The sequence below is a fragment of the Pseudoalteromonas sp. CuT4-3 genome, assembly GCF_035666335.1.
GTDB classification, from domain to species: Bacteria; Pseudomonadota; Gammaproteobacteria; order Enterobacterales; family Alteromonadaceae; genus Pseudoalteromonas; species Pseudoalteromonas atlantica.
The window spans coordinates 975,544-999,914 of the sequence record NZ_CP142030.1; the positions used below are offsets into that span (position 1 = coordinate 975,544).

Below are 24,371 nucleotides of genomic sequence, written 5' to 3' on the forward strand. Positions count from 1 at the left end.
ATACCTGCTATTAAAATGCGTAGCGCAACATTAGTTGAACCACAGGACCTGCTTCTTCAGACTCAAGCTCGTACTCATCAAAGTCACGGCTGTTTTGATCATCAAGTGAGTCAAATTTGTTAAAAACTTCATCTTTACTGGCATCAAGTAGGTTTGAACCCACTAGGCGAAGGGTTACGTCATCCCAGCGTTTTTCAACGAAAAGCTCTAAATCAGCACCGTAAGAGGTGGTAACTTCTTCACCTACAAAGCGTCCGTATGCATCACCTTGGTTACGGTATGTTGCACCAAATGATGCGCCTAGGTCAGGTAAATCTTGGATAAAGCCAATGTTATAAACATAATTTGATTGGTCATTAAACTTACGTTTACCAAAGCTGTCTTCAACTTCACTATCAAGCCAAGAGTAGTTTAAGAAAATACCAGTATTTGGCATGTTGATTGCGCTCAGTGGCGTTGATAAATCAAACTCAATACCTTGTACTGTGCCATCGCCAGTATTTTGTGGTTGCAGTACAAATGTACCTTCGCCTTCTGAGCCTTCAACACCTGTGCTGGCAATTTCAATTAAATCGCTAACGTCACGGTAAAATACGTTTACACCGACAACGCCACTTTTACCTAAACGGTATTCGTAACCTAAATCGATACCCCAAGAAGATTCTGGCTTAAGATTTGGGTTACCTAAAAAGTCATTATCAGCGAGCTCTTCTTCAAGTAGGGCGGGTGTTATGTAGTCAAAGTCAGGGCGACGTAAGCTACGTGCAATAGAGGCGCTTACTCGACCGTTATCACTTACACTGTAACGAAAGTGAGCCGACGGTAAGAAAAAGTCATAGTCATTTTTTGCAGTAACGCCTTCATTGGTATCGGTAATGCTTGAATCAGTTGACTCCCAGCGCACACCCATTTCCCATGAGAACACATCGGCTTCGTGTTTGATTAAAGCAAATAAGTCAAAACGGTCTTCTTCAAGCGTATTAACGCCTCCGTCTACTGCTTCAAATTCGTTATTAAATACAGCGAGTGACATAGGTGTTTGGTTAAATTGATCCCAGCCAGTAAGTGTTTGCTCACTTTCATCTTCAGCTTCAAAAATTGCTGTGTCGCGCTCTTTTCCTTGTACAAAAGCACCGAATTGAACTTCTTTTGAGTCGCTTACAAGCAAGCTATGCTGCCATTGCAATGACCACTCTTTATCATCGATATCAACAGTTTCTTCGGCTTCTTCAAAAACCATTGGTAGTTCAGACGTATCAAGCTCAACTTCTTGCTCGTATACAGATTCTTCAAAGCTGGCGTAACCTACTTTAAATTTACTGGTACCGCCTAAAAGCGGTAATTCATAACCTGAGTTAATGTTGTAGTTGGTTTGGTCAATGTAGGAAACATTTGCGTTGTCTGAAAGTAAGTTACCGCCTTCAACCACTGAGTTAGACGTGGCCGTCGCGTCGTCATATTCAAAAGAGCGCTCATCTTCGGTACGGTCTGTATCAACCCACATGGCGCTAATATCAAACTTGCCACCGTTATCAAATACCTTTTCAAAGCTGGCATTTAATGATGTGTCATCGCCATCACGAGTATCTGATTGATCTTCACGGTTATCAAAATCATCAGTTGCATAATTAGGGTTATTTTCAGGGCTATCACCATAACGTATGCTTGATTTTTGTTTTGGGTTATAACGACCTTGAAAATTAGCCCCTAGTAGTAAACGTCCACCTGCAAACTCAGTACCGTAAACGCCCGCAAAGCTTTCTTTTAGTTCACCATCATCATAGCGTAATCCTCCTGCGCGAATGTAACCGCCGTCTAAGCTGTAGCCATCTCGAAGTACAATGTTAAGGGTGCCCGCAATTGCATCGGCAGAGCGGTTGGCACTTGATGAACGAATTATTTCTACACGCTCGATTAATTCGGCAGGAATACGGTCAACAAAAAATGAGCGATCAGCACCAGCGCCTGGAACTTCTTCGCCATTGATCAGTACTTTTGTGTAAGCAGGGCTCAAACCGCGCATACGTGCGCCGTCAGACTCAAGCACATCTGATAAAAACGTCACACTCGGTACACGCTTTAGTGCATCACCTGCTGTTAGTGGTTCAAAACGCTGAAAGTATTCTTGAGAGTATTCAAGCGTTGGGGCTAGTTCTTGTGAGCGGTTGCGATAACCTATTTCGCCATAGACTACTAACTCTTCAGATACTTTTACATCAGTTCTGTGTTCTTCTTGTGCTGCATGTACTGCTAAATTGCAAAGTGATAGCGCTGTTACCAGTGCTTTAAGTTTAAAGTGTGCCATGTAATTTGCTCCTGTTGCTGCTTGGTTTGAAAGCAAACTAAATAAATTAAATGACGCAAATGTGACAACACCCTATTTAGATCAGCAGGTTATTAAGGTTTTAAAAGCTTTACCTTGGCGTGTGAGCTAATCGCACTCCCAAGCAATATAGCGTTAATGGGCTATGTGCAGGTTATAATTAAGTGCTTATCATTTAGCTGTCACATCATTGAGCTAATATGACCCTGCTACAAAAAATGCACTTCGGGTAGCATAAATACATACGCAATTTAAATAAGACAAACTATGCGATTTAATCCCTTTATTAGCCATCGGCTTTTAACAAACAGTATTATAGCTATGGCGTTATTAGCCATATTTTTATGTGCCTATTTAGGGGAGCTCAAAGAGCTGCAACACATACAATGGCTCGATATTATTGGTGAGGGCGGCATAGTGATTATGACCCTAACTTGGATTGTCGCCTTACTTATTTCGCGCCCGCCGGGCAAAGTTACTCGTTATTTGGTGCTTGGGCTTGGTTTATTTATGTTCTCGGCCACGCTCGATTTGCTCGATGAGTGGTTAATGCAACCTGCGCAGCAGTGGCTAAGCTGGATAGAGTCACTGCCAGCTCCCGTTGGGATGCTGCTAACCAGTTTAGGTTTATACCATTGGCACCAAGAACAATATGTTTTAAATAAACAGCTAAGGCGCCGTGAAGCACATTTACGTGAGCACGACAAAGTATGCCCCGTTACCGGCGTTTATACAGCCGAATACTTACAAAGCGTTTTAAACACGCAGCTTAAGGCGCCGCAGCCAGTTTTATTAGCCGCTATTGATATACGCGACTTCGCGAGTTTTAATAATGAGTTTGGTTTTAGCGAAGGGGATCGACTGCTACGCGAAATAAGCGAGCTTATACTAATGAACTGTCGGTTAAGCGATGTGGTATGTCGTTATGCGGGAGACTGTTTTATGGTGCTAATGCCAGCCACATCAAAGCAGCAAGGCCAAGAGCTTCTTAGGCAAATAACAGCCGCATTAAAACATTGTGCTTTTAAAGTAGAAGGCTCTGGGCTTGCTAAGTTTCAGTGTGTAACTACCCATATCATACAAGCGCAAAAAAGTGATACAGCTCACATGCTAATGCAACAATTGCACAGCGGCCTACAACTACAAAAACAACAAAGAGCCACCAGCAGTGAACAGTTATGTTAGCTTAAGTGACAAGTATTTAACTGCACAGGGGCTTATAACTGCCGTTGTAGAGCTTGCGCAAAGTAGGGGGGTTGCCCTACATAAGTTGTTACGCGGCACCGGGATTTTTGAGCAAGATTTACTCAGCGTTGAGCATTGCTTTAGTTTAGAGCAGCAAGTTAAATTACTAAGTCAATTTAAACGCCTAATGAACACCCCCGACAGCGGTTTTTTACTAGGTAGTCAATTAGTTAACGATTCAAGTAGCGCAGCACAAAGTGTATTGTTCAGCGCTAAACTAGGGGCGGCACTGTTACAAATACAGCGAGCGCGTTTACAGCTTTGCCCTTTGTTTTTTAGTCAGCACTATGTAAGTAATCAGCAATTTTATATTTTTTTAAATGCTGCTACAGGGCTTGATGACGACCTGCATAACTACATTTTAGAAATTTACAGTGCTGCGTTTTATAGTTTATTAAAGCGTTTAAGCCCGCACTATCCGCAGTGTGAGTTCGACTTTAGCTTTAAGCGACCGCGTCATATTCATCAGTACGAGCAACATTTAGGTTTAAAGCTGCGTTTTGAGCAGCCAACGACTCGTTGGGTTATTAGCAAAACATTACTTCGCCAAGCTAACCCGTACGCCAGCGAATTACGCTTTATGCAAGCACGCGCTCAATTGGCTGTAAAATCACATGAAAAATACACCTTTATAGAGGCTGTTTGGCGCTATTTACATACTTATAACGAGGCAAGTTTAGAGCAAACCGCCCAGTATTTTGCCATGAGCCCAGCCACGTTTAAACGAAAACTAAAATCCCATAATATGCGCTTTTCGAGCTTAGTTGATGAGCAAAATAAACATAAAGCCATTTATTTACTTACCTTGCGCGCTAAGTGCAATGAGCATGTTGCTGAGCGTTTGGCATTTTACGATATTCCTAACTTTAGGCGGGCATTTAAACGTTGGACAGGGCTAACCCCAAGCCAGTTAAAAGTATAAAGCGCACAGGTTAATACTTCTTTTAAAAACCCGCAGCCTGCTCAATTACTATTGCATGGCGCTGCGCTAAACGCGTATGGTCTCTGTCGTAGCCGCCACCAATAACACTGGCAATAGCGGTGTTATGTTCAAGGCAGCGCTTAAACACTAAATGGTCACGCTGTTTAATGCCGTCCCAGCTTATATCTAGTTTGCCTAAGCCATCGTCTTGCCAAATATCTACACCGGCATCGTATAGGACTAAATCGGGGTTGAGCTCATTTAGTAAAAACTGCAGCGTATCATCCACAACGCCTAAGTATTCTGCGTCTTGCATATTGTTAGCAAGGCCTATGTCTAAATCGCTGGGGGATTTTCTAAACGGGAAGTTTTTTTCGCAGTGTATAGAGCATGTATACGCATACGGCTGATGTGCAAGCATTGCAGCTGTGCCATCGCCTTGGTGTACGTCTAAATCAAAAATGAGCACGTTGGTCACTTCACCGCTTTGTATTAATGTTTGCGCGGTAAAGGCTAAGTCGTTCACCATACAAAAACCTGAGCCAAAATCAGTGTGTGCATGGTGCGTACCGCCTGCTAAATGACAGGCTAAGCCATGCTTTAATGCTAAGCGTGCAGTTTGTAACGTGCCTTGTGGGGCGGTGAATGTACGGTTCATTAGCGGTTGCGACCAAGGTAAGCCAATGCGGCGCATGGCTTTTTCGTCCAGACGGTTATGCCATAAATCGTGAATGTAGTTTTCGCAGTGTACCAGTTCAAGTGGCTCGGGGGAGCCCAAAATAGGCTCTACTAAATTATTACCAGCAATGCCTAAACCTTTAACCTGCTCATATAAATGAGCAAATTTACTCATTACAAATCGGTGCTTAGGGTCAAAGCTAAACGAATAATTACTGTGATAGACCAAAGGTAAGTGAGGGTTTAGGCGCATAACCGTATCAATAATAAAGTTTGCGCTATGGTAATAAACTTAACTAAGGGAGTCTATTGCCGCTATTCAATCAATGAGGCAAGCTCGCGATGAAGTAATTTTTCATCGGCTAAATTAAGTTCAACTAACCGTTTTAAATAGGTAATGCTGTTTATATCTATATGGTGGCAATTAAGGCCGATGTGTTTATCTTCTATGTGGCAAATAAACACCTCCATTTTTATTTCTATATCGCTTTGTGGCAAGGTAAAGCGCAAGGTGGCTTCGCTATTTTTTGTACCACTAAACGCCGCGCATTTAGTAATGAGTGCGCCATGTAAAGATACATCGAGTAATTTGCATGGGTAGCTCTCTCCTGCAAATTCTAATTGAGCCGCGGTTGAAAAAAGAATACGCGAGAACTGACGTCGATTTTCCATAAAACGAGTGCCTTTATTGTAATATTTAAATCAAGCATAGCGGGAAATAGCCCATAGCGATAAAAAATGGCATAAAAAAACCCCGCATAAATGCAGGGTTTGTTATATCAGTTAACAATTAACCAATTTTTTTATACTTAATACGCTTAGGTTGTGCAGCTTCTGCGCCTAAGGTCTTTTTAAGCCACTCTTCGTATTCAGTGTAGTTACCATCAAAGAAGTTAATTTGGCCTTCGTCGCGGTAATCTAAAATGTGTGTTGCAATACGGTCAAGGAACCAACGGTCATGCGATATACACATTACACAGCCTGGGAACTCTAAAATAGCGTTCTCAAGGGCGCGTAGTGTTTCAACATCAAGGTCATTGGTTGGCTCATCCAGTAGTACTACGTTACCACCCGCTTTTAAAAGCTTAGCAAGGTGTAAACGGTTGCGCTCACCACCTGATAAGTCTTTTACAAACTTTTGCTGATCGTTACCTTTAAAGTTAAAGCGGCTAACGTATGCACGGCTTGGGAACTCAAAGTTACCAATTTTTAGCACGTCTTGTCCGTCAGATATTTCTTGGAATACAGTTTTGCTTTCGTCCATGTTGCCACGGAACTGATCAACCGTTGCAAGCTCTACAGTTTCACCTACGCTAATGCTGCCGCTATCTGGTTGCTCTTCGCCGCTTAGCATTTTAAATAGGGTTGATTTACCCGCGCCATTGGCACCGATAATGCCCACTATCGCGCCTTTTGGCATACTAAAGCTTAAATCGTCGATTAATACGCGATCGCCAAAACTCTTACGTAAGTTATTAACTTCAAGCACTTGGTCACCTAAACGCGGACCAGGTGGAATAAATAGCTCGTTAGTTTCGTTACGCTTTTGGTAATCAGACTGCTGTAGCTCACTAAACTGCGCCATACGCGCTTTAGACTTAGCTTGACGACCTTTAGGGTTTGAACGTACCCACTCAAGTTCTTGAGCTATTGATTTTTGACGTGCTTTTTCAGATTTTTGCTCTTGTTGTAAGCGCGCATCTTTTTGCTCAAGCCAAGAAGAGTAGTTACCTTCCCACGGAATACCTTCACCACGGTCAAGCTCTAGTATCCAGCCAGCTACATTATCAAGGAAGTAACGGTCATGCGTTACCGCCACAACAGTGCCTTCGTAATCATGTAAGAAGCGCTCAAGCCAAGCAACCGACTCAGCATCTAAGTGGTTAGTAGGCTCATCGAGAATAAGCATATCTGGCTTTTCGAGTAATAAACGACAAATAGCAACACGGCGGCGCTCACCACCTGAAAGATGCTCAATTTTAGCATCCCATTCAGGTAAACGAAGTGCATCAGCAGCGCGTTCTAAAACGTTATCGATGTTGTGGCCATCGTGCGCTTGAATAATAGCTTCAAGCTCGCCTTGCTCTTTTGCTAGGGCGTCAAAGTCAGCGTCTTCCATTGCGTACTCGTTGTACACTTCGTCAAGGCGGTTAAGGGCATGTTTTACTTCGCCAACAGCTTCTTCAACTATTTCGCGTACTGTTTTGCTTTCATCCAGTACTGGCTCTTGCGGTAAGTAACCAATTTTAGTACCAGGTTGAGGGCGGGCTTCACCTTCAAAGTCTTGGTCAACACCGGCCATAATGCGAAGTAATGTAGATTTACCAGCACCATTTAAACCTAGCACACCAATTTTAGCGCCAGGGAAAAAGTGCAACGAAATATCTTTTAAAATTGTGCGCTTAGGTGGCACAACTTTAGATACTCGACTCATCGAGAATATAAACTTATCAGGTAAAACCATGGAGGAAAGCCTTCAAATAATAATAAAAATTTCAATGTTGTATTGTAGTGGCTCACAGGTGAAACAGTCAACGAATGGCGGGTTTTAAAGCGCTAATGGCTGCAGGTTGATAAAGTATAAAATCATGAATAAATTTCATTTAGACATCTATACATCTAGAGGTTGATATTTTTAGCATACTGTTCATAATGAGAGCGTATAAATTCTCGGTTTTTATGAGTAGGAGTAAAAAATATGCCAATTACAGTGAAAGACGAGCTACCGGCTATTGCCCGTTTACGTGAAGAAAACGTGTTTGTAATGCCAAAAAGTCGCGCAAAAACGCAAGAAATTCGTCCTATGCGTTTGGCTATTTTAAATTTAATGCCTAATAAAGTAGAAACCGAAGTGCAGTTTATTCGTTTGCTTGCCAATTCTCCTTTGCAAGTAAATGTAGAGCTATTACGCCTAGATACGCACCGCAGCAGTAGCAACTCAGAAGAGCACCTAGATACCTTTTACCGTTATTTTTCAGAAGTGAAAGACAATAACTACGATGCGTTAATTGTTACCGGCGCGCCACTAGCACACCTTGAATACGACGATGTTGCGTACTGGGATGAGCTAAAAGTGATTATTGATTGGGCAGAGCAGCACGTTACCTCTACGCTGTTTTCGTGCTGGGCGGCGCATGCGGCACTGTATCACCGTTACAATTTAAAACGCGATTTAAAAGAAGATAAACTTTGTGGTGTGTTTACTCACCAGTGTTACTTTGATCACGGAGCACTTACTCGTGGCTTTGACGATACCTTTTTAGTGCCGCACTCACGTTATGGCCACATTGATATAAATAAAATAAATGCCTGCGACGATATAGTGGTATTGGCAGGCTCTGAAAAAGTAGGCGCTTACTTAATGAAAAATAAGTCGGGCAGCCAAGTGTTTATAACCGGCCACCCAGAATACGATGCCGACACATTAAAAGCAGAGTACGAGCGCGATTTACAAAAAAGTCCTGATGCGCCAAAACCCGAAAACTATTTTCCAGATAACGACGCAAGCAAAAAGCCGTCAAAAACGTGGCAAAGCCATGCTTTTTTGCTGTTTTCGAACTGGTTAAATTACTACGTGTACCAAACGACCCCTTATGATATTAATTTAGTTAGCCAAGATGTGAGGACTAACAACTATGCAGAATAACGTGCAAAACAATAATAAACACAGCGAATTAAGCGCTGCATTAAAAGAGCGTATTTTAATTTTAGATGGCGCCATGGGCACCATGATCCAAACTCACAAGCTTGAAGAAGAAGACTACCGAGGCGAGCGCTTTAAAGACTGGCACGTACTAATTAAAGGCAATAACGATTTATTAAGCCTTACAAAACCTGAGTTAATAACCAATATACACCGCAGCTTTTTAGCCGCCGGTGCAGACATTATTGAAACCAATACCTTTAACTCAACCACTATTTCGATGGAAGATTACGACATGGCAAGCATAAGCCGTGAAGTAAACCTAGAGTCGGCAAAACTCGCGCGCGCAATATGTGACGAGTTCACCGCCAAAAACCCAGAAAAACCCCGCTATGTAGCGGGTGTTTTAGGGCCAACCTCTAAAACCTGCTCAATTTCGCCAGATGTAAACGACCCAGGCTATCGTAATATTACCTTTGATAAGCTGGTTACTGCGTATGTTGAGTCTACCCTTGCACTAATGGAAGGCGGCGCCGATTTAATACTTATCGAAACCATTTTCGACACGCTAAATGCAAAAGCGGCCTCATTCGCAGTAGAAGAAGCGTTTGAGCAAGCAGGGCGCACATTACCTGTAATGATCTCAGGCACAATTACCGATGCCTCTGGGCGTACGCTTTCGGGGCAAACCACCGAAGCATTTTATAACTCTATTCGCCATATTAAGCCGCTTTCTATAGGCCTTAACTGCGCTCTAGGGCCAGATTTACTTCGCCAATACGTAGAGGAACTTTCGCGCGTATGCGAAACATTTACCTCAGTACACCCAAATGCCGGTTTACCTAACGAATTTGGTGAGTACGACCTAGAAGCAGAGGACATGGCGAAAGAGATTATAGACTGGGGAAAATCGGGCTTTATAAATATTGTTGGTGGTTGCTGCGGCACCACGCCTGCGCATATTCGTGCGTTTGCCAAAGGGCTTGAAGGCGTTAAACCTCGCGCGTTGCCAGAGCTTGATGTTCGTATGCGTTTATCAGGCCTTGAAGCCTGTAACTTAAACTAGGAGCCAACATGACCCAGCAAATTGCAGTATTTACCAATGTTGGCGAGCGTACCAACGTAACCGGCTCTGCCATGTTTAAACGCTTAATCATGGAAGAAGACTATGAAGCAGCGCTTACCGTTGCTCGCGAGCAAGTAGAAAACGGCGCCCAAGTTATTGATATAAACATGGACGAAGCCATGTTGGACTCAAAAGCGGCAATGGTTAAGTTTTTAAACTTAATTGCCTCAGAGCCTGATATTTCTAAAGTGCCTATTATGGTCGACTCCTCTAAATGGGAAGTAATAGAAGCAGGCCTTAAATGCATTCAAGGCAAGGCTATTGTTAATTCAATATCGCTTAAAGAAGGGGAGGAGCCGTTTAAACGCCAAGCTAAAATTATTAAACGTTTCGGCGCTGCCGCTGTTGTAATGGCGTTTGATACCGACGGCCAAGCCGACACCGCAGACCGCAAATACGAAATCTGTGAGCGCAGCTACAAAATATTAGTCGAAGAGATTGGTTTTCCGCCGGAAGATATAATATTCGACCCCAATATATTTGCCGTAGCCACCGGTATAGAAGAGCACGACAACTACGCCGTAGAATTTATTGAAGGCACACGCCGCATTAAACAAAACTTACCACACTGTAAAGTGTCGGGCGGGGTGTCTAATGTATCGTTTTCGTTTAGGGGTAATAACCCCGTACGCGAAGCCATTCACTCAGTGTTTTTATACCATGCGATAAAAGCGGGTATGGATATGGGTATTGTAAACGCAGGGCAACTTGCGGTTTACGACGACATCCCCGAGGAACTTCGTAAAGCCGTAGAAGATGTAATCCTTAACACCGACCCCGGTGCAGGTGAGCGCCTTGTAGAAATAGCCCCTAAGTTTTCGGGTATGGCACAAGCCGAACGCGTAGAAGATTTAGAGTGGCGCACATGGCCTGTTGAAAAACGCCTAGAGCACGCCCTTGTTAAAGGCATTACCACCTTTATAGATGAAGACACGGAAGAGTGCCGCGCTGCCGCCGATAAACCTATTCACGTAATTGAAGGGCCATTAATGGATGGCATGAACGTGGTAGGGGATTTATTTGGTGCAGGTAAAATGTTTTTACCGCAAGTTGTTAAATCGGCCCGCGTAATGAAACGCGCAGTGGCCTACCTAGACCCATACATAGAAGCCGAAAAAGAAGAAGGCGCCACTAACGGTAAAGTGGTTATGGCCACCGTAAAAGGCGACGTGCACGACATAGGTAAAAACATTGTAGGCGTAGTACTGCAATGTAATAACTACGAAGTAATCGACTTAGGTGTAATGGTACCTGCTGAAAAAATACTGCAAACCGCGATTGACGAAAAAGCCGACATAATCGGCCTTTCGGGTTTAATTACCCCATCGCTTGATGAAATGGTACACGTAGCCAAAGAAATGACCCGCCGAGGTTTTGAATTACCACTTATGATTGGCGGCGCAACGACCTCTAAAGCGCATACTGCCGTTAAAATTGAACCGCAGTACGACAAAGGCGTAGTTTACGTAAATAACGCCAGCCGTGCAGTGGGCGTGGTATCGAGCTTATTATCTAAAGAGCTAAAACCGGCCTTTTTAGAAAAAACTAAAGCCGAGTACGAAAAAGTACGCGAGCAGCAAGCGCGCAAAAAGCCACGTTCAAAACCCGTTACCATACAGCGCGCCCGCGATAACGCAGCCAAGCTTGATTGGGATAACTACACGCCACCAGTGCCTAAAAAGCTGGGCGTGACCGAATTTAAAAATGTATCAATTGCGACTTTACGTAAATACATAGATTGGACCCCGTACTTTATGACGTGGTCAATCGCTGGTAAATACCCGCGCATAATAGACGATGAAGTCGTTGGCGAGCAAGCACGTAGCTTATTTAAAGACGCTAACGACATGCTCGACGACCTTGAAAAGTCAGGTGCTTTGCAACCTTTAGGCGTAATTGGTTTATTCCCAGCAAACCGAGTGGGTGATGACATAGAAATTTACACCGACGAAACCCGCAAAGAGCTGTTAACTACCTCATGCCATTTACGCCAGCAAACCGAAAAAACCGACTTTGCTAACTATTGTTTAGCCGACTACATAGCGCTAAAAGGCACACCTGATTACTTTGGCGCGTTTGCAGTAACGGGCGGTTTAGAAGAAGACGACCTAGCCGACGCGTTCGATGCCAAGCAAGACGACTACAATAAAATAATGGTAAAAGCGGTTGCCGACAGGCTCGCCGAGGCGTTTGCAGAATACTTGCACGAACAAGTGCGCAAAGAGTATTGGGGTTACGCAGCCGATGAAAACTTAAGTAACGATGAGCTAATTCGCGAAAACTACCAAGGTATTCGCCCAGCGCCAGGTTACCCAGCGTGCCCAGAGCACACCGAGAAAAAGAAAATTTGGCAGTTACTCGATACCGAAAAACGCATTGGCATGCAGCTCACCAGCTCATACGCCATGTGGCCAGGGGCTGCGGTTTCGGGCTGGTATTTCTCACATCCCGAGGCAAAATACTACGCCGTCGCGGCTGTGCAAAAGGATCAGGTGGAAGATTACGCCAAGCGAACTAATATGACGCTCGAAGAGGCTGAAAGGTGGCTATCGCCTAACTTGGGGTATGAGCCGGAGTCATAGCGAAGCGGTCAGTTTTTAGCTGTCAGCTATCAGTAAAAGAAAAACGAGCCAAATTAGGCTCGTTTTTTACTTTTATTACCTTGTTTAAGAACAATCAGTTGAAATCATATAATATGGTTATGGAGGCACTATTGGTGATTTCTCTTTAACTGAATTAATATTAGGTAAACGTTGAAAAACTTATATGAAGCAATTGCTTAGTAGTAATAATTTGAAACTATTAGTCGTCAAAACTAAATGAAATTTTAGTTACTAAAGCCGCTGGTGTATTTGTAAGTTATTTAAATAAGGATTAGTTATTTTGAGGGATAAAATTACAGGGCTTTGGAATAGAAAGAAATTTGTATTAATGACATTTATTGCTCTTCTTATTACTTCTATAGGTGCTTATGAAATCCTCTACCACTCTAATGGACATTCTAATTTTTGGCCTGATTTGGGTAGCTGGATTGGGGGAGTGGGAACTATTTATGCCGTGATTATCGCAATTGTTGAGTATAAGAGTCGAAAACGGATTGATGGGGCATATGAAAGATTCGAAATACTTAGCTGCATAAAAGGAGAATATTTCCACAGTTGGATGTATTGTACTTTATATCAACTAGAAACGAAAAGTTGCTTGGAGTCATTAAGAAGTTCTTCAGAAGACAAGCAAGTTATTGCCATAGGAAAGTGGGAGCGTTCTTTAAAGTCGACACTAGAGTTTCATCAAAAATTTATAATCGCTCATAATAAATTGTCTAACTCTGTTATACGCCTAAGATTTTTGTCTCCAGATAAATATAAAATATTAGAAGGTGATTTTAAAAAACTATATAAATTAGAAAATGACGTGGAAAAGCTTATGAATATTATTGATCAGCGGCGATTTGATAAAATTGATCCTAGCTGGTCGTCAGAATTGAAGGTTTTATCAGATAATATAAGTAAAAAAAATAATTATGATCACATTTTTAATATTCAGTATGATAATGAATGGTTGGAATATTTAGAAGGCATTCAAGAAAATGTATTTAACCTTTTATTAAAAAAGTTAGAAAATCCAAAGTTGTAATTTAGAAATATAAGGCTACCTAGAGCCTTAAGATACATTATATTTTTATAAAGTTGCTTCTGATCTTATATTTTCACTTAGTGTCAGGTATTACCTACCTTTATACAATGCACTCAATAACTTTAAATAAAGGGCTACAATGAAGTATCTAAATTACATATTGCTTTGCCTATTCCTACTTTTCACATCAAACACATTTGCGCTTGAGCAGAAGTATCACGAGAGTGTTTTACCTGTTATTGCTGCTTTTAAAACGCAGGATAAAACTGCGATTGCTGCGCATATTCGCTACCCTCTAAAAAGGCAATATCCATTGCCTGACATTAAAAATGAAGCTGAGTTTATTAACCGCTTTGATGAAGTGTTTGACGATGAGCTAGTTGCCGTTATTGGCAGCTCTAATATTAATACCGATTGGGATAGCGTAGGTTGGCGCGGCATTATGCTAAATAACGGCGTGATGTGGCTAGATACTGACGGTAAAATTATCGGTATAAATAGCCACACAGCTAAAGAGCAGGCATTTGCTATACGCTTAATTGAACAAGACAAGCAATCACTTCATTCAAGTATCAATACATTTGAAGAGCCAGTGCTTGATTGGAAAACGGCTAGCTACCATATTCGCGTTGATGATTTAGGTGATAGAAATTACCGTTATGCAGTGTGGAGTAGTGATAAAAGGCCAAAGGACAAGCCTGAACTGGTTTTATTAAACGGTGATATTACCTTTGAGGGTAGCGGCGGGAATCATCATTATACGTTTAAAAACGGACGTTATAGTTACATATTACACGTTACTATTATTGGCTGCGATACATCGCCACCTGGTTGGCTTGAAGTATATAAAAATGATGAGCAGTTATTAAAAGAATCAGTTATAAGTGCTAAGTAGAATCAGTAAACCCTTCTTATCTCTATCCAATAAATCTGCCACTTAATAACAGCTATAAGTTGGCGGTTCGTCGATAAAAATTTCAATAAACCAATCCTAAGTGGTAGGCTAAAAAAGTAGCAATTATTCAAACCGTTCTCGCGCAACAAGGCATTCCTTTAAAGCGCTTTGCCAAGGAGTTAAATATGATCACGCTTACCGTCAATGGTAATAAACATGAGTTTACAGGCGATCCGTCAACGCCGGTGCTTTGGTATCTTCGAGATGAATTAAATTTAACCGGGCCTAAATTTGGCTGTGGTATGGCGCAGTGTGGTGCGTGCACCATACACATTGATGGCGTAGCGCAGCGCTCGTGCATATTACCGGTATCGGCTGTGGCAGGGCGTGCTATTACCTCTATTGAAGGGTTAAGCGAGCAAGGCGACCATCCTGTGCAAAAAGCGTGGGTTGAGCATAAAGTGCCGCAGTGTGGGTTTTGTCAGTGCGGGCAAATAATGCAAGCGGCAAGCTTATTAGCAGGTAACCCTAACCCCACTGATGATGAAATAGTGAGTAATATGTCGGGCAATATTTGCCGTTGTGGTACGTATCCGCGTATTCATAAAGCAATTAAGTCGGCGGCTAAAACCATTGCGGGCGTTGAGTATTTTGACCCAAATGAACAAGGGGAAGAGGTATGAAAAACGGCAATACATACTTTGACCTAAACCGTCGCCAATTTTTAAAATTAGCGCAATAGGCGCATTGGTATTAGGCACTTATTTTGTAGGCAGTGCACCACGAGCATTTGCTGGCGTGTTAGAACAATCCTCTGAGCAAGCAAAACGTGCCAACTTATTTATAGCGCTGCGCCCCGATGGCATGGTTGAAATAACCTGTCACCGCTCTGAAATGGGCCAACAAATTCGTACCGCCATTGCCCAAATTGTGGCAGACGAAATGGAAGCTGCATGGGATAAAGTGGTTGTTATTCAAGGTAAGGGCGACCCTAAATATGGGGATCAAAATACCGATGGTTCGCGCAGTATTCGCTACAACATGCAACGCCTGCGTGAAATGGGCGCAAGTGTTCGCTACATGATGCAGCACGCAGCTGCTAAATATTGGAACGTTGAGCCGCAAACCTGTACAGCTAATCAGCACGTGGTTACTCACAGCTCGGGTAAAACGGTTGCCTATAAAGACTTAATTGATCTCGCGCTTGGTATTACCCCGCCAGAGCCAGACAAGTTAACACTTAAAACACGTAAAGAATGGCGCTATATAAATACCGGTATGGCGCACATAGATTTAACCGATTTAGTAACCGGTAAAGCCACATTTGCTGCTGATGTTCGCGAGCCAAAAGCGCTGGTGGCTATGATTGAGCGCCCGCGGGTAGTAGGTGGCGTGGTTAAATCGTTTGATGCCAGCGCCGCTAAAGCAATTAATGGCGTAGTTGATATTATTGAAATGCCTGTACCAAAAGGCGCGCCGCAATTTCAGCCAAAAGGCGGCATTGCTATTGTTGCTAAAAATACCTGGGCTGCATGGCAGGCGCGTAAAGCACTAAAGGTGGTGTGGGATGATGGTAAAAACGGCGATTATAATTCAAAAGAATTTAAAAAGTCGCTATTACAAACCGTTAATGAGCCGCAAGCTCATGTGCGCGACATAGGCGATGCAGCCAGCGTATTGGCTAAATCGAGCAATAAGTTAGTAGCCGATTATTACGCGCCGCATTTGGCCCAAGCACCAATGGAGCCACCTTGCGCCACGGCGATGTATCATAAAGACCGCGTTGATATATGGGCTGCAACGCAAAACCCGCAAGCCGATATGAAAACCGTAGCCGCACTACTTGATATGGACGAGAGTAAAATTAACGTGCATGTCACCATGTTAGGTGGCGGGTTTGGGCGTAAATCAAAACCTGACTTTTCGGCAGAAGCTGCTTACATTTCAATGAAAGTAGGACAACCCATACGCGTACAATGGACGCGAGAGGATGATATTCAGCACAGTTTTTATCATGCGGTATCGGCTCAACATATTGAAGCTTCACTAGATGAAAAAGGTAATATTGAGGCTTACTTACACCGTACGGCGTTTTCGCCAATTATGTCGACCTTTCAAGAAGGGGCAACGTCGCCTGCAGGTTTTGAGCTGCGCTTGGGCTTTACCGATAACCCCATAAACTCACCTAACTTAAAGTTAGAAAACGGCGAAGCACCCGCTAAAACAAGAGTAGGTTGGATGCGTTCGGTATCAAATATTTTTCATGCTTTTGCTATTCAGTCATTTATTGCTGAAGCGGCGCACAAAGCAGGGCGCGACCAAAAAGACTATTTACTTGAAACCATAGGCCCTGATCGCATTTTAGATGTAACCGAGCAAAATGCCTCGTACGATAACTATGGCGCCGATAAAGACGTTTACCCATTAGATATTGGTAAATTACGCCATGTTATTGAAAAAGTAGCCGATATAAGCAAATGGGGCCGAAAGCTGCCAAAAGGTCGCGGGTTAGGTATTGCAGCGCACCGCAGCTTTTTAACCTATGTGGCTACTGTGGTTGAGGTAGAGGTATCCGACGCTGGTGATTTAAACGTGATTAAATCGTGGGTGGCTATTGATGCAGGTACGGTAGTAAACACCGATACCGTTAAAAATCAAACGCAAGGTGGCTCTATTTACGGTATTACCACTGCAATTAGCGACGGTATTACCTTTGATAAAGGCCGCGTGCAGCAAAGTAATTTTCACGATTACCGCGTACCGCGTATGAGCGACTCACCACTAGAGGTAGAAGTAGAAATAATACAAAGCGATGCACCACCAGCAGGTGTGGGCGAGCCCGCAACACCGGTTTATGCACCCGCATTGTGTAACGCTATTTTTGCTGCCTGTGGGAAACGCATTAGACAACTGCCTATAGGTAACCAATTAAAAGCGTAAATAACGTACTTTTATTTAAGCCGTAAAACAAAAAAACCGCCAAATGGCGGTTTTTTTTAGAAGTTAGCGATTAGTGAGTTTTTTCAAACTCGTCTACTTCGCGCTCTGCTTCTTCTTTAGATTTACCATACTGCTGCTGGATTTTACCCACTAGCTCTGTACGGCTACCTTCAATTTTGTCTAAATCGTCGTCAGTAAGATCGCCCCATTTTTGTTGCGCCTTACCTTTAAGTTCGTTCCAATTACCTTTCATACGATCGCTGTTCATAAGTTTCTCCTTACTTAGCTTTAATTAACGTTCAGCATAAAAGGAGCAAAGCGTGTACCAATCAGTTAAACTTTTTATTTTGTTTTTATAATCATTGATTTATATATTTAAGCGAGGCGTTACTTTTATTGCAACGCGTATGTTCTTAAAAAATGTACAGAGCGGTCTGTAATTATTTCTGATTATGGATACGCGTAAACTCATCTGCTTTTGCGGCGCGTTTATTTTTGGTTTTTGTTACAATGCGCACAAAGCAATTTTGGGTAAATAGCAGTGCTGCCGGTTCAAAACATATATCAACAACTTCTAACTACATTACAAAGTAACCCCATAACGTTATTACAAGCACCGCCTGGTGCAGGTAAGTCAACCTGGTTGCCGCTACAGCTTGTGCGCGACGGCCATTTTAAACGTATTGTAATGCTTGAGCCGCGCCGCTTAGCAGCACGTAATATTGCCAATTACTTAGCACAGTGCCAAAACGAAAAAGTGGGGCAGAGCGTTGGTTTGCGAGTACGTGGTGAAAGCAAAGTAGGTAGTAATACGCGCCTTGAAATAGTCACCGAGGGCATGCTTACCCGCATGCTACAAAACGACCCCGAATTAAGCGATATAGACTTACTGATATTTGATGAATTTCATGAACGCTCAATTGCGGCCGACACTTCACTGGCCTTTGCTTTAGAGACCCAAAGTGCGCTGCGCGACGATTTAACCATACTACTTATGTCGGCCACCCTTGATACCGAGCGCTATACGCAGTTTTTTGATTGTCCGGTTATACAATCAAGCGGGCGTAGTTACCCCATTGACGAAGTATATATACCAATAAAAGATGAGAGCCGCTGGTTAGATGCCATTCCTAATATCGTTAAGCAAGCACTCAATGAGCAAAGCGGTAGTGCGTTGGTGTTTTTGCCTGGGCAGTTTGAAATAGTACGTGTGCAGCAGGCCCTTAATGATTTGCCAAGTAATTGCTTAGTTGCCACATTGTTTGGCGAGCAAGATAAAGCCAATCAGCAAGCGGCGATTGCCCCTGCGCCTAAAGGTATGCGCAAAGTTGTGCTTACCACCAATGTAGCAGAAACCAGTTTAACCATTGAAGGCATTCGCATTGTTATTGATAGCGGCAAACGCCGCGCGGCGAGCTATAACTTGAAAACAGGCGTAACTGAGCTTACAACTCAAAGTATATCGCGCTCCTCTGCTGTGCAGCGAGCGGGGCGTGCAGGGCGAATAGAGCCAGGGGTTGTTTACAGGCTTGGCTCTAAACAAACATTTGAGCGACGTAATAGCCACGATAGCCCAGAAATACTCACCTCAGACATAAGCCAACTTATGCTGGAGGCAAAACAGTGGGGCGCAAATATCAGCGAACTCACCTTACTTGATACGCCAACAGCGCAGCAATGCACGCAAGCGGCAAACTTACTAACCATGCTTGAAGCCATTGACTCCAAAGGTAAGCTCACTAAATTGGGCTGCAACATGCTGGGTTTTGGGGCGGATATTCGCTTAGCGCATATGCTTTTAAAAGCGCAATCGCTTGAGGCAGAACTCCCTGGTATTTACCGTTTAGCACTTTATTTAGTGGCGCTGCTTGAGAGCCGAATAAACAGCGCCAACGAGCTAAGCTTGGCGCTACATAGCCAACAACAAAGGCCACACCCAGTATTTAAGCAGCAGTTAAAATACTGGCAAAGCCGTTTAAAAGTAACCGACAGTAACAGCGAGCTAAACACCGAGTATTTAGGTTTGCTGGTGGCATTAGCTTACCCCGATCGCATTGCAAAAAAACGCGGCAATGGCTACTTACTTGCCAATGGTGCGGGCGCTGATTTAAACACCGATTACTGGCATAACGATGACTACCTTGCTATTGCAAGCATGGGCGGCCATAAAGGCACGCGTATTTTTGCAGCCACTGCACTTAGCCCATTTGAGCTACAAGATTACTTACCGCATTTGTTTACTACGCTTACCCGCTGTGAGTTTGATGAAAAAACCGCGCGCTTTATCCATCAAGACGAAGTAAAGCTCGGCGCCATTACCCTTACAAGCCAACCAAGTAAGCAAAAGCTTGATAAAACCGAGCGCGCCAAAGCGTGGCTTAATTTATTTACTAAACACGGCTTTGCATTATTTAATGAACAACCCGATGCGCAGCAATTATTAATACGCATGAGTTTAGCCAGTCAGTTTATGCCAGATACGTTCCCGGCAATAAGCGAGCAGCAACTTATCGAAACAGCTGATGATTGGTTAGGCGTATATTTACAGGATATAAAAACGCTGGAGCAGCTTAAAAAGTTTAACTACTTTGAAGCACTGCAAAATTGTTTTGACTGGACACAGCAAACAGCCCTAAAAACACTGTTACCGCTTAGGTTAACGGTACCGAGTGGCTCAAATATAAAAATTAATTACCAACTAGATGGCCCCGCAAAACTTAGCGTGCGCATGCAAGAAGTGTATGGTTTAACAAGTACACCAATGCTTGCAAATGGCAAGCTGCCACTGCTTATGGAATTACTCTCGCCAGGTAAGCGTTCTTTACAACTTACGCAAGATCTTGCGCACTTTTGGGCTAGTAGTTATCGCGATGTACAAAAAGAAATGAAAGGACGTTATCCCAAGCATTTTTGGCCCGACGATCCAGCCAACAGCGTGGCAACCAATAGAGTAAAAAGCAAAATGTAGGTTTATTAACTTAAAATGTTTGTTTTATTTTTGAACATATGAATATAGTGTACCTATAAATAAATCAATACTTTTAACTACAAGGAAGAAGTGATGAAACGACTATTTATATTAGGTTTGCTATTAGTGAGTACCTTTTCGGTTAATGCTGAAGAGGCACTGGACTTAAACAAATTTGCACAACATTACTACAACACAATGACCGCCACTCAAGCGCCTAACGCAAGTGAAAAAGAGCTTGAAGCCTACCTTAATTTATTAACAGACGATGTAGGCAGCCAGCACATACCGTATCAAGTAGATGACTCTCGCACTGCAGAGGGTAAAAAACTAATGCGTAAGGGCATGCGTTTTTATTTAGGCGCGCATACCTTATACGAAAGCGAGCTGCTAAATACCTTTGTATTTAACGATAGCGGCTTTGCGATTCGTTATAAAAACCACGCTAAGGGCATTCATCCGCAAAGTAAGCAGCCAATCGAGTACACATCAGTAATGATGGAAGTAATAGAAGTTGAAAACGGTAAAGTGGCGATGATCCGTAAATATCACGAATAAAACGTAAAGTGATAAAACGCGCTAGCCATTAAAGCAAAGTTAATGGCTAATCGGGCTGTAATAGCTTTTTGTTGTTAAGTGCTTAAACTTCTTTACCACCGTGTTGCTCTGCTAAATCATCTAGCTCGGCAGAGGTGTAATCAAATCCGCTTTCATCATACTCGTAAGTGACTTTTACACTGTCGCCGCCATTAAATAGGCGAGTTTTAACTTGGTTTACGGGCCAATCTTTTAGTACATGCACAAAGCGGTTAGCAACTTGCGAGGTTTCAAAGCGGTAGCGAATTTCTGTTTTCATAAAAAGGCTCTGTTATTGTATGGCTTAGCTAAAAGTGAGTAGTAAAATGACACTATTTAATGCATTACCACCTCTCATAATCTCTTGGGCTTGTTGATTTTGGTCGTTGAATTTGCAGCCGTATGTTCGGTTTTTAGGCAAGGCAGAGCCTATGAAACTTGATTATTCCCCATAAATAGGCGATAACGCAGCATAAAAGCCAAACATGGGCTGCCCATTGGGTTCTTTCTAGGGCGGTAAGCTCTGTTTATTGGTTTTTACTTATTCTTACATGGATATAAGTCATTAAAATAACGCAGAAGCCGTTATCGAGCCTACTAAGTTACAAACCACGCGTCGCGATTTAATCGCCCCTAGATTGAACAAATTTCTATCCGCCAAGGTCAACACGCCCTAGTATACCTTTAATCAATACGCTGATATAAGCCTCTAAAACAGTAAGTGAAGCAAAAAACCACACTTAAACGCTATAAGTGATACGTTTTTAAAATAAATATTAATTATTACAAATAGCTTTTATATCTAAAAAGTTAATGTGATTTTATTTTTACGTAATTAGTGCGTTAGTGCTCACCCCAATGACCATTTATCGCAGCCACCCGTTTGAAAGCTATTTATATGCCTGTCGAATGGCGTTAGCCCAAGGTTTTGTAGTGGGCGTTTGTGTGTATTGCTTTGGCCGAAATTTATCAATGTTAGATATTTTGGGGGCTAATGTATTTGTATTTGCCTTTAATGCTTTAGGCGCTAATTTACGTCACTCACATGTGTGGTGGAGCTTTGGTAAAAAAATAGAAAATTGGTTAATTAGCCCAGCTCAGCACCAAATTCATCACAGCGATAACCCAAAACATTTTGACCGTAACCTAGGCTCAGCGTTAGCCATTTGGGATAGAGCTTGTGGCACGCTGATAAAAGCGCATCACGTAGGTAAAATTACCGTGGGGGTTGGCAATAACGACCGCGGGCACAACAGTGTAATGGATGCGTATTGGCGGCCAATTTACGAGAACCTACATACGCCTTGGCAGCGTGTGGCTAAAGCCGCTAATAAGGTGAATGTTTTTAATAAAAAAAAGCCCATTATTGAGGTTAATATTAACGACAAAACAATTAAATAGCGCTCGGTTACAAAAAATAAAAGGTTAAATTGTAAATTTTGTGTTTCAATAATCGTATCAAACTCGGTACATACACGCGTACCTTCTTTAATTTACGATGACGATTTAACATGCATTACAAATCAGTTTTATTAGCAAGTTGTGCTTTATTGCTAAGCGCCTGTGGTGGCTCAGGCGGCGATGACACTCCCACCGTCAATTCAAATAAAATTCCTACCTTGTCGGTTGCCGACATACCCAGCGAATTAACTAAAGGCCAAACCATTGAGCTAATTGCAACAGCAAGCGATGAAGACGGCACAATAAGCAGTGTGGTTTGGCAACAAACTGCGGGCACCACGTTATTGAATGAACCATTAGGTGCGTTAAGTACCCGCCTTACTATACCCGCTGCGCAAAGTTATGAGCCTATAACGTACTCATTTAGCGTAACAGCCACCGATAATGAAGGGGCAACAAACACGCAAACCGTTACATTTGTAGCCAAAAACAGCATGGACATACACAGCGTCGCTAGGTTATTACACCAAGCTAGCATGGGCCCAACGCTTGCTGAAATAAACAGTGCTCAAGGTTTAAGTGAGCAACAATGGCTCGATAACCAAATAGCACTGCCAGTTAGGTACCATCGAAACTACTTGGTAAAACTTGAAGATGACGAAGACTTTAAATATATAAGCCGAATAGATGCATGGTGGAAAGCGGTGCTACAAAGTGACGACCAACTACGCCAACGCGTTGCATTTGCACTGAGTGAAATATTGGTCGTATCGGATGAAAATAGCGATTTACGTGCACAACCAGAGGGCATGATCACTTACTACGATTTATTGCTCAAACATGCGTTTGGCAATTTTAGAGAGTTACTCGAAGAGGTAACGCTTTCGCCAATTATGGGCACGTACCTAAGCCATTTAGGGAACGAAAAAGCTGATGAAGCACTTAATATTCGCCCAGATGAAAATTACGCCCGTGAGGTTATGCAATTATTTACCATTGGCCTAGATGAGTTAAACCTTGATGGCTCCGCTAAGCTAGATGCAAACGGTAATAGCATAGCAACTTACGGGCAGGCTCAAATACAGGGGTTTGCGCGTGTATTTACAGGCTGGACATTTGCCGGCAGCGAAACCTTTAAACGCAAAAGCCGTGATTATATAAACCCTATGCAAGCTTACAGCGAATACCATTCGAGTAAAGAAAAGGTCCTATTAAATAATGAGGTTATACCGCCTGGTTATGGGCCAGAGGAGTCGCTAAAAATAGCCCTCGATAATTTATTTAATCACGACAACGTTGCACCGTTTATTTCTAAGCAGCTTATTCAGCGGTTAATTACCTCAAACCCTACTGCGCAATATGTAGAGCGCGTTGCCCGTGTATTTAACGATAATGGAAGCGGTGTACGAGGCGATTTAGCCGCAGTTGTTAAAGCTATTTATTTAGATGACGAAGCACGCCATTTTGGTAGTGTACTTAGCTATCAAGGTAAAATTAAAGAACCACTTTTAAAAACTGTGCAGTTTTGGCGAAACCTTAATGCGAAGTCGCAGCAAGGTTATTATAAAACGTGGAACTTAGTCGATAGCTATGGGCAAGGCCCCATGCAGTCGGGCTCTGTATTTAACTTTTTTAGACCCGATTACCAAAGTGCGGCGTTACGCACCCAAGGTTTGGTAGCGCCTGAATTACAAATAGCCAACGATGCGACTTTAATAGGCACAATGAATGCCTTATTTGCAAGTTTGGTTTGGAGTACAGCCGAAGCGCATACCGAGTTAAACCCTGCAGGAATTTATGTTTATGTTCAAAGCGATATGGATTACTTGGCGCAAAATGGCATTAGCGCACTGATAGAGCAATATAATACCCTGTATTTTGCCGGCAATATGAGCGCTGACACTACACAAGCTTTACTCGATTTAGATGCCTACTTTGACGAGGATCAGTACCGTGTGAGGGTTTCGTACTTGTTATACATGATTGCTATTTCACCTGAATTTAACGTGCAGTATTAG

General features: G+C 42.8%; 17 protein-coding genes and 2 pseudogenes. 13 read left to right on the forward strand and 6 right to left on the reverse strand.

Annotated elements, in window-relative coordinates; translation table 11 throughout:
- Window positions 1–10 precede the first annotated feature (10 nt).
- Window positions 11–2,305 carry a TonB-dependent receptor gene (locus tag VOI46_RS04365; RefSeq protein WP_004587439.1) on the reverse strand — a complete coding sequence of 765 codons (2,295 nt, stop codon included), beginning with the start codon at window positions 2,303–2,305 and terminating at the stop codon, window positions 11–13.
- Window positions 2,306–2,644: 339 nt separating this feature from the next.
- On the opposite strand from VOI46_RS04365, the gene VOI46_RS04370 reads away from it, so the two are divergent.
- Together VOI46_RS04370 and VOI46_RS04375 are read left to right on the forward strand one after the other, a co-directional pair.
- The gene (locus VOI46_RS04370; protein WP_236695068.1) at window positions 2,645–3,508 is read left to right on the forward strand and encodes a GGDEF domain-containing protein; all 864 of its coding nucleotides are present in this window, start codon (window positions 2,645–2,647) and stop codon (window positions 3,506–3,508) included.
- Window positions 3,492–4,490 carry an AraC family transcriptional regulator gene (locus VOI46_RS04375; RefSeq protein ID WP_004587437.1) on the forward strand — a complete coding sequence of 333 codons (999 nt, stop codon included), beginning with the start codon at window positions 3,492–3,494 and terminating at the stop codon, window positions 4,488–4,490. The genes VOI46_RS04370 and VOI46_RS04375 overlap by 17 nt, the downstream gene beginning before the upstream one ends.
- Window positions 4,491–4,512: 22 nt before the next feature.
- Here the strand turns inward: VOI46_RS04375 and VOI46_RS04380 are convergent, their stop codons facing one another.
- From VOI46_RS04380 to ettA, 3 genes are all read right to left on the reverse strand, one after another.
- A complete protein-coding gene (locus tag VOI46_RS04380) occupies window positions 4,513–5,421 on the reverse strand; it encodes a histone deacetylase (RefSeq protein WP_004587436.1) in 909 nt (302 codons plus the stop codon).
- Between the two features lie 62 nt (window positions 5,422–5,483).
- A complete protein-coding gene (locus VOI46_RS04385) occupies window positions 5,484–5,840 on the reverse strand; it encodes a PilZ domain-containing protein (RefSeq protein ID WP_004587435.1) in 357 nt (118 codons plus the stop codon).
- 118 nt (window positions 5,841–5,958) lie between these two features.
- Window positions 5,959–7,632, reverse strand: a complete 1,674-nt coding sequence (gene ettA / locus VOI46_RS04390) for an energy-dependent translational throttle protein EttA (RefSeq protein WP_029773845.1) — start codon at window positions 7,630–7,632, stop codon at window positions 5,959–5,961.
- Window positions 7,633–7,866: 234 nt separating this feature from the next.
- On the opposite strand from ettA, the gene metA reads away from it, so the two are divergent.
- The 7 genes and pseudogenes from metA (at window position 7,867) to VOI46_RS04425 (ending at window position 17,408) form a co-directional block, all read left to right on the forward strand.
- Window positions 7,867–8,814 (forward strand): homoserine O-succinyltransferase, encoded by a 948-nt coding sequence (gene metA / locus VOI46_RS04395; protein WP_004587433.1) that lies wholly within the window; start codon window positions 7,867–7,869, stop codon window positions 8,812–8,814.
- Window positions 8,804–9,877 carry a homocysteine S-methyltransferase family protein gene (locus VOI46_RS04400; protein WP_004587432.1) on the forward strand — a complete coding sequence of 358 codons (1,074 nt, stop codon included), beginning with the start codon at window positions 8,804–8,806 and terminating at the stop codon, window positions 9,875–9,877. The genes metA and VOI46_RS04400 overlap by 11 nt, the downstream gene beginning before the upstream one ends.
- An 8-nt stretch (window positions 9,878–9,885) precedes the next feature.
- Window positions 9,886–12,519, forward strand: coding sequence for a methionine synthase (gene metH / locus VOI46_RS04405; protein ID WP_004587431.1), 2,634 nt, complete (start codon window positions 9,886–9,888; stop codon window positions 12,517–12,519).
- A 301-nt stretch (window positions 12,520–12,820) separates the two neighbouring features.
- Window positions 12,821–13,573, forward strand: coding sequence for a hypothetical protein (locus tag VOI46_RS04410; RefSeq protein ID WP_004587430.1), 753 nt, complete (start codon window positions 12,821–12,823; stop codon window positions 13,571–13,573).
- A 139-nt stretch (window positions 13,574–13,712) separates the two neighbouring features.
- On the forward strand, window positions 13,713–14,468 hold the full coding sequence (locus VOI46_RS04415; RefSeq protein WP_004587429.1) for a hypothetical protein: 756 nt from the start codon (window positions 13,713–13,715) through the stop codon (window positions 14,466–14,468).
- 185 nt (window positions 14,469–14,653) lie between these two features.
- Window positions 14,654–15,151: a (2Fe-2S)-binding protein gene (locus VOI46_RS04420; protein WP_004587428.1), complete on the forward strand. Its 498-nt coding sequence runs from the start codon at window positions 14,654–14,656 to the stop codon at window positions 15,149–15,151.
- A pseudogene (locus tag VOI46_RS04425) lies at window positions 15,148–17,408 on the forward strand (molybdopterin cofactor-binding domain-containing protein). The gene VOI46_RS04420 and the pseudogene VOI46_RS04425 overlap by 4 nt, the downstream one beginning before the upstream one ends.
- Window positions 17,409–17,478: 70 nt before the next feature.
- Here the strand turns inward: VOI46_RS04425 and VOI46_RS04430 are convergent.
- The gene (locus VOI46_RS04430) at window positions 17,479–17,676 is read right to left on the reverse strand and encodes a CsbD family protein (protein WP_002958133.1); all 198 of its coding nucleotides are present in this window, start codon (window positions 17,674–17,676) and stop codon (window positions 17,479–17,481) included.
- A gap of 273 nt (window positions 17,677–17,949) precedes the next feature.
- On the opposite strand from VOI46_RS04430, the gene hrpB reads away from it, so the two are divergent.
- Together hrpB and VOI46_RS04440 are read left to right on the forward strand one after the other, a co-directional pair.
- On the forward strand, window positions 17,950–20,376 hold the full coding sequence (gene hrpB / locus VOI46_RS04435; RefSeq protein WP_324738176.1) for an ATP-dependent helicase HrpB: 2,427 nt from the start codon (window positions 17,950–17,952) through the stop codon (window positions 20,374–20,376).
- Between the two features lie 93 nt (window positions 20,377–20,469).
- On the forward strand, window positions 20,470–20,934 hold the full coding sequence (locus tag VOI46_RS04440) for a nuclear transport factor 2 family protein (protein WP_004587425.1): 465 nt from the start codon (window positions 20,470–20,472) through the stop codon (window positions 20,932–20,934).
- Window positions 20,935–21,016: 82 nt separating this feature from the next.
- Here VOI46_RS04440 and VOI46_RS04445 read toward each other — a convergent pair whose 3' ends face one another.
- Window positions 21,017–21,232, reverse strand: a complete 216-nt coding sequence (locus VOI46_RS04445; protein ID WP_004587424.1) for a hypothetical protein — start codon at window positions 21,230–21,232, stop codon at window positions 21,017–21,019.
- A 491-nt stretch (window positions 21,233–21,723) separates the two neighbouring features.
- Between VOI46_RS04445 and VOI46_RS04450 the strand changes: the two are divergent.
- Window positions 21,724–22,353, forward strand: a pseudogene (locus tag VOI46_RS04450) (sterol desaturase family protein); the annotation flags it as partial.
- 110 nt (window positions 22,354–22,463) lie between these two features.
- Window positions 22,464–24,371, forward strand: a complete 1,908-nt coding sequence (locus VOI46_RS04455) for a DUF1800 domain-containing protein (protein ID WP_004587422.1) — start codon at window positions 22,464–22,466, stop codon at window positions 24,369–24,371.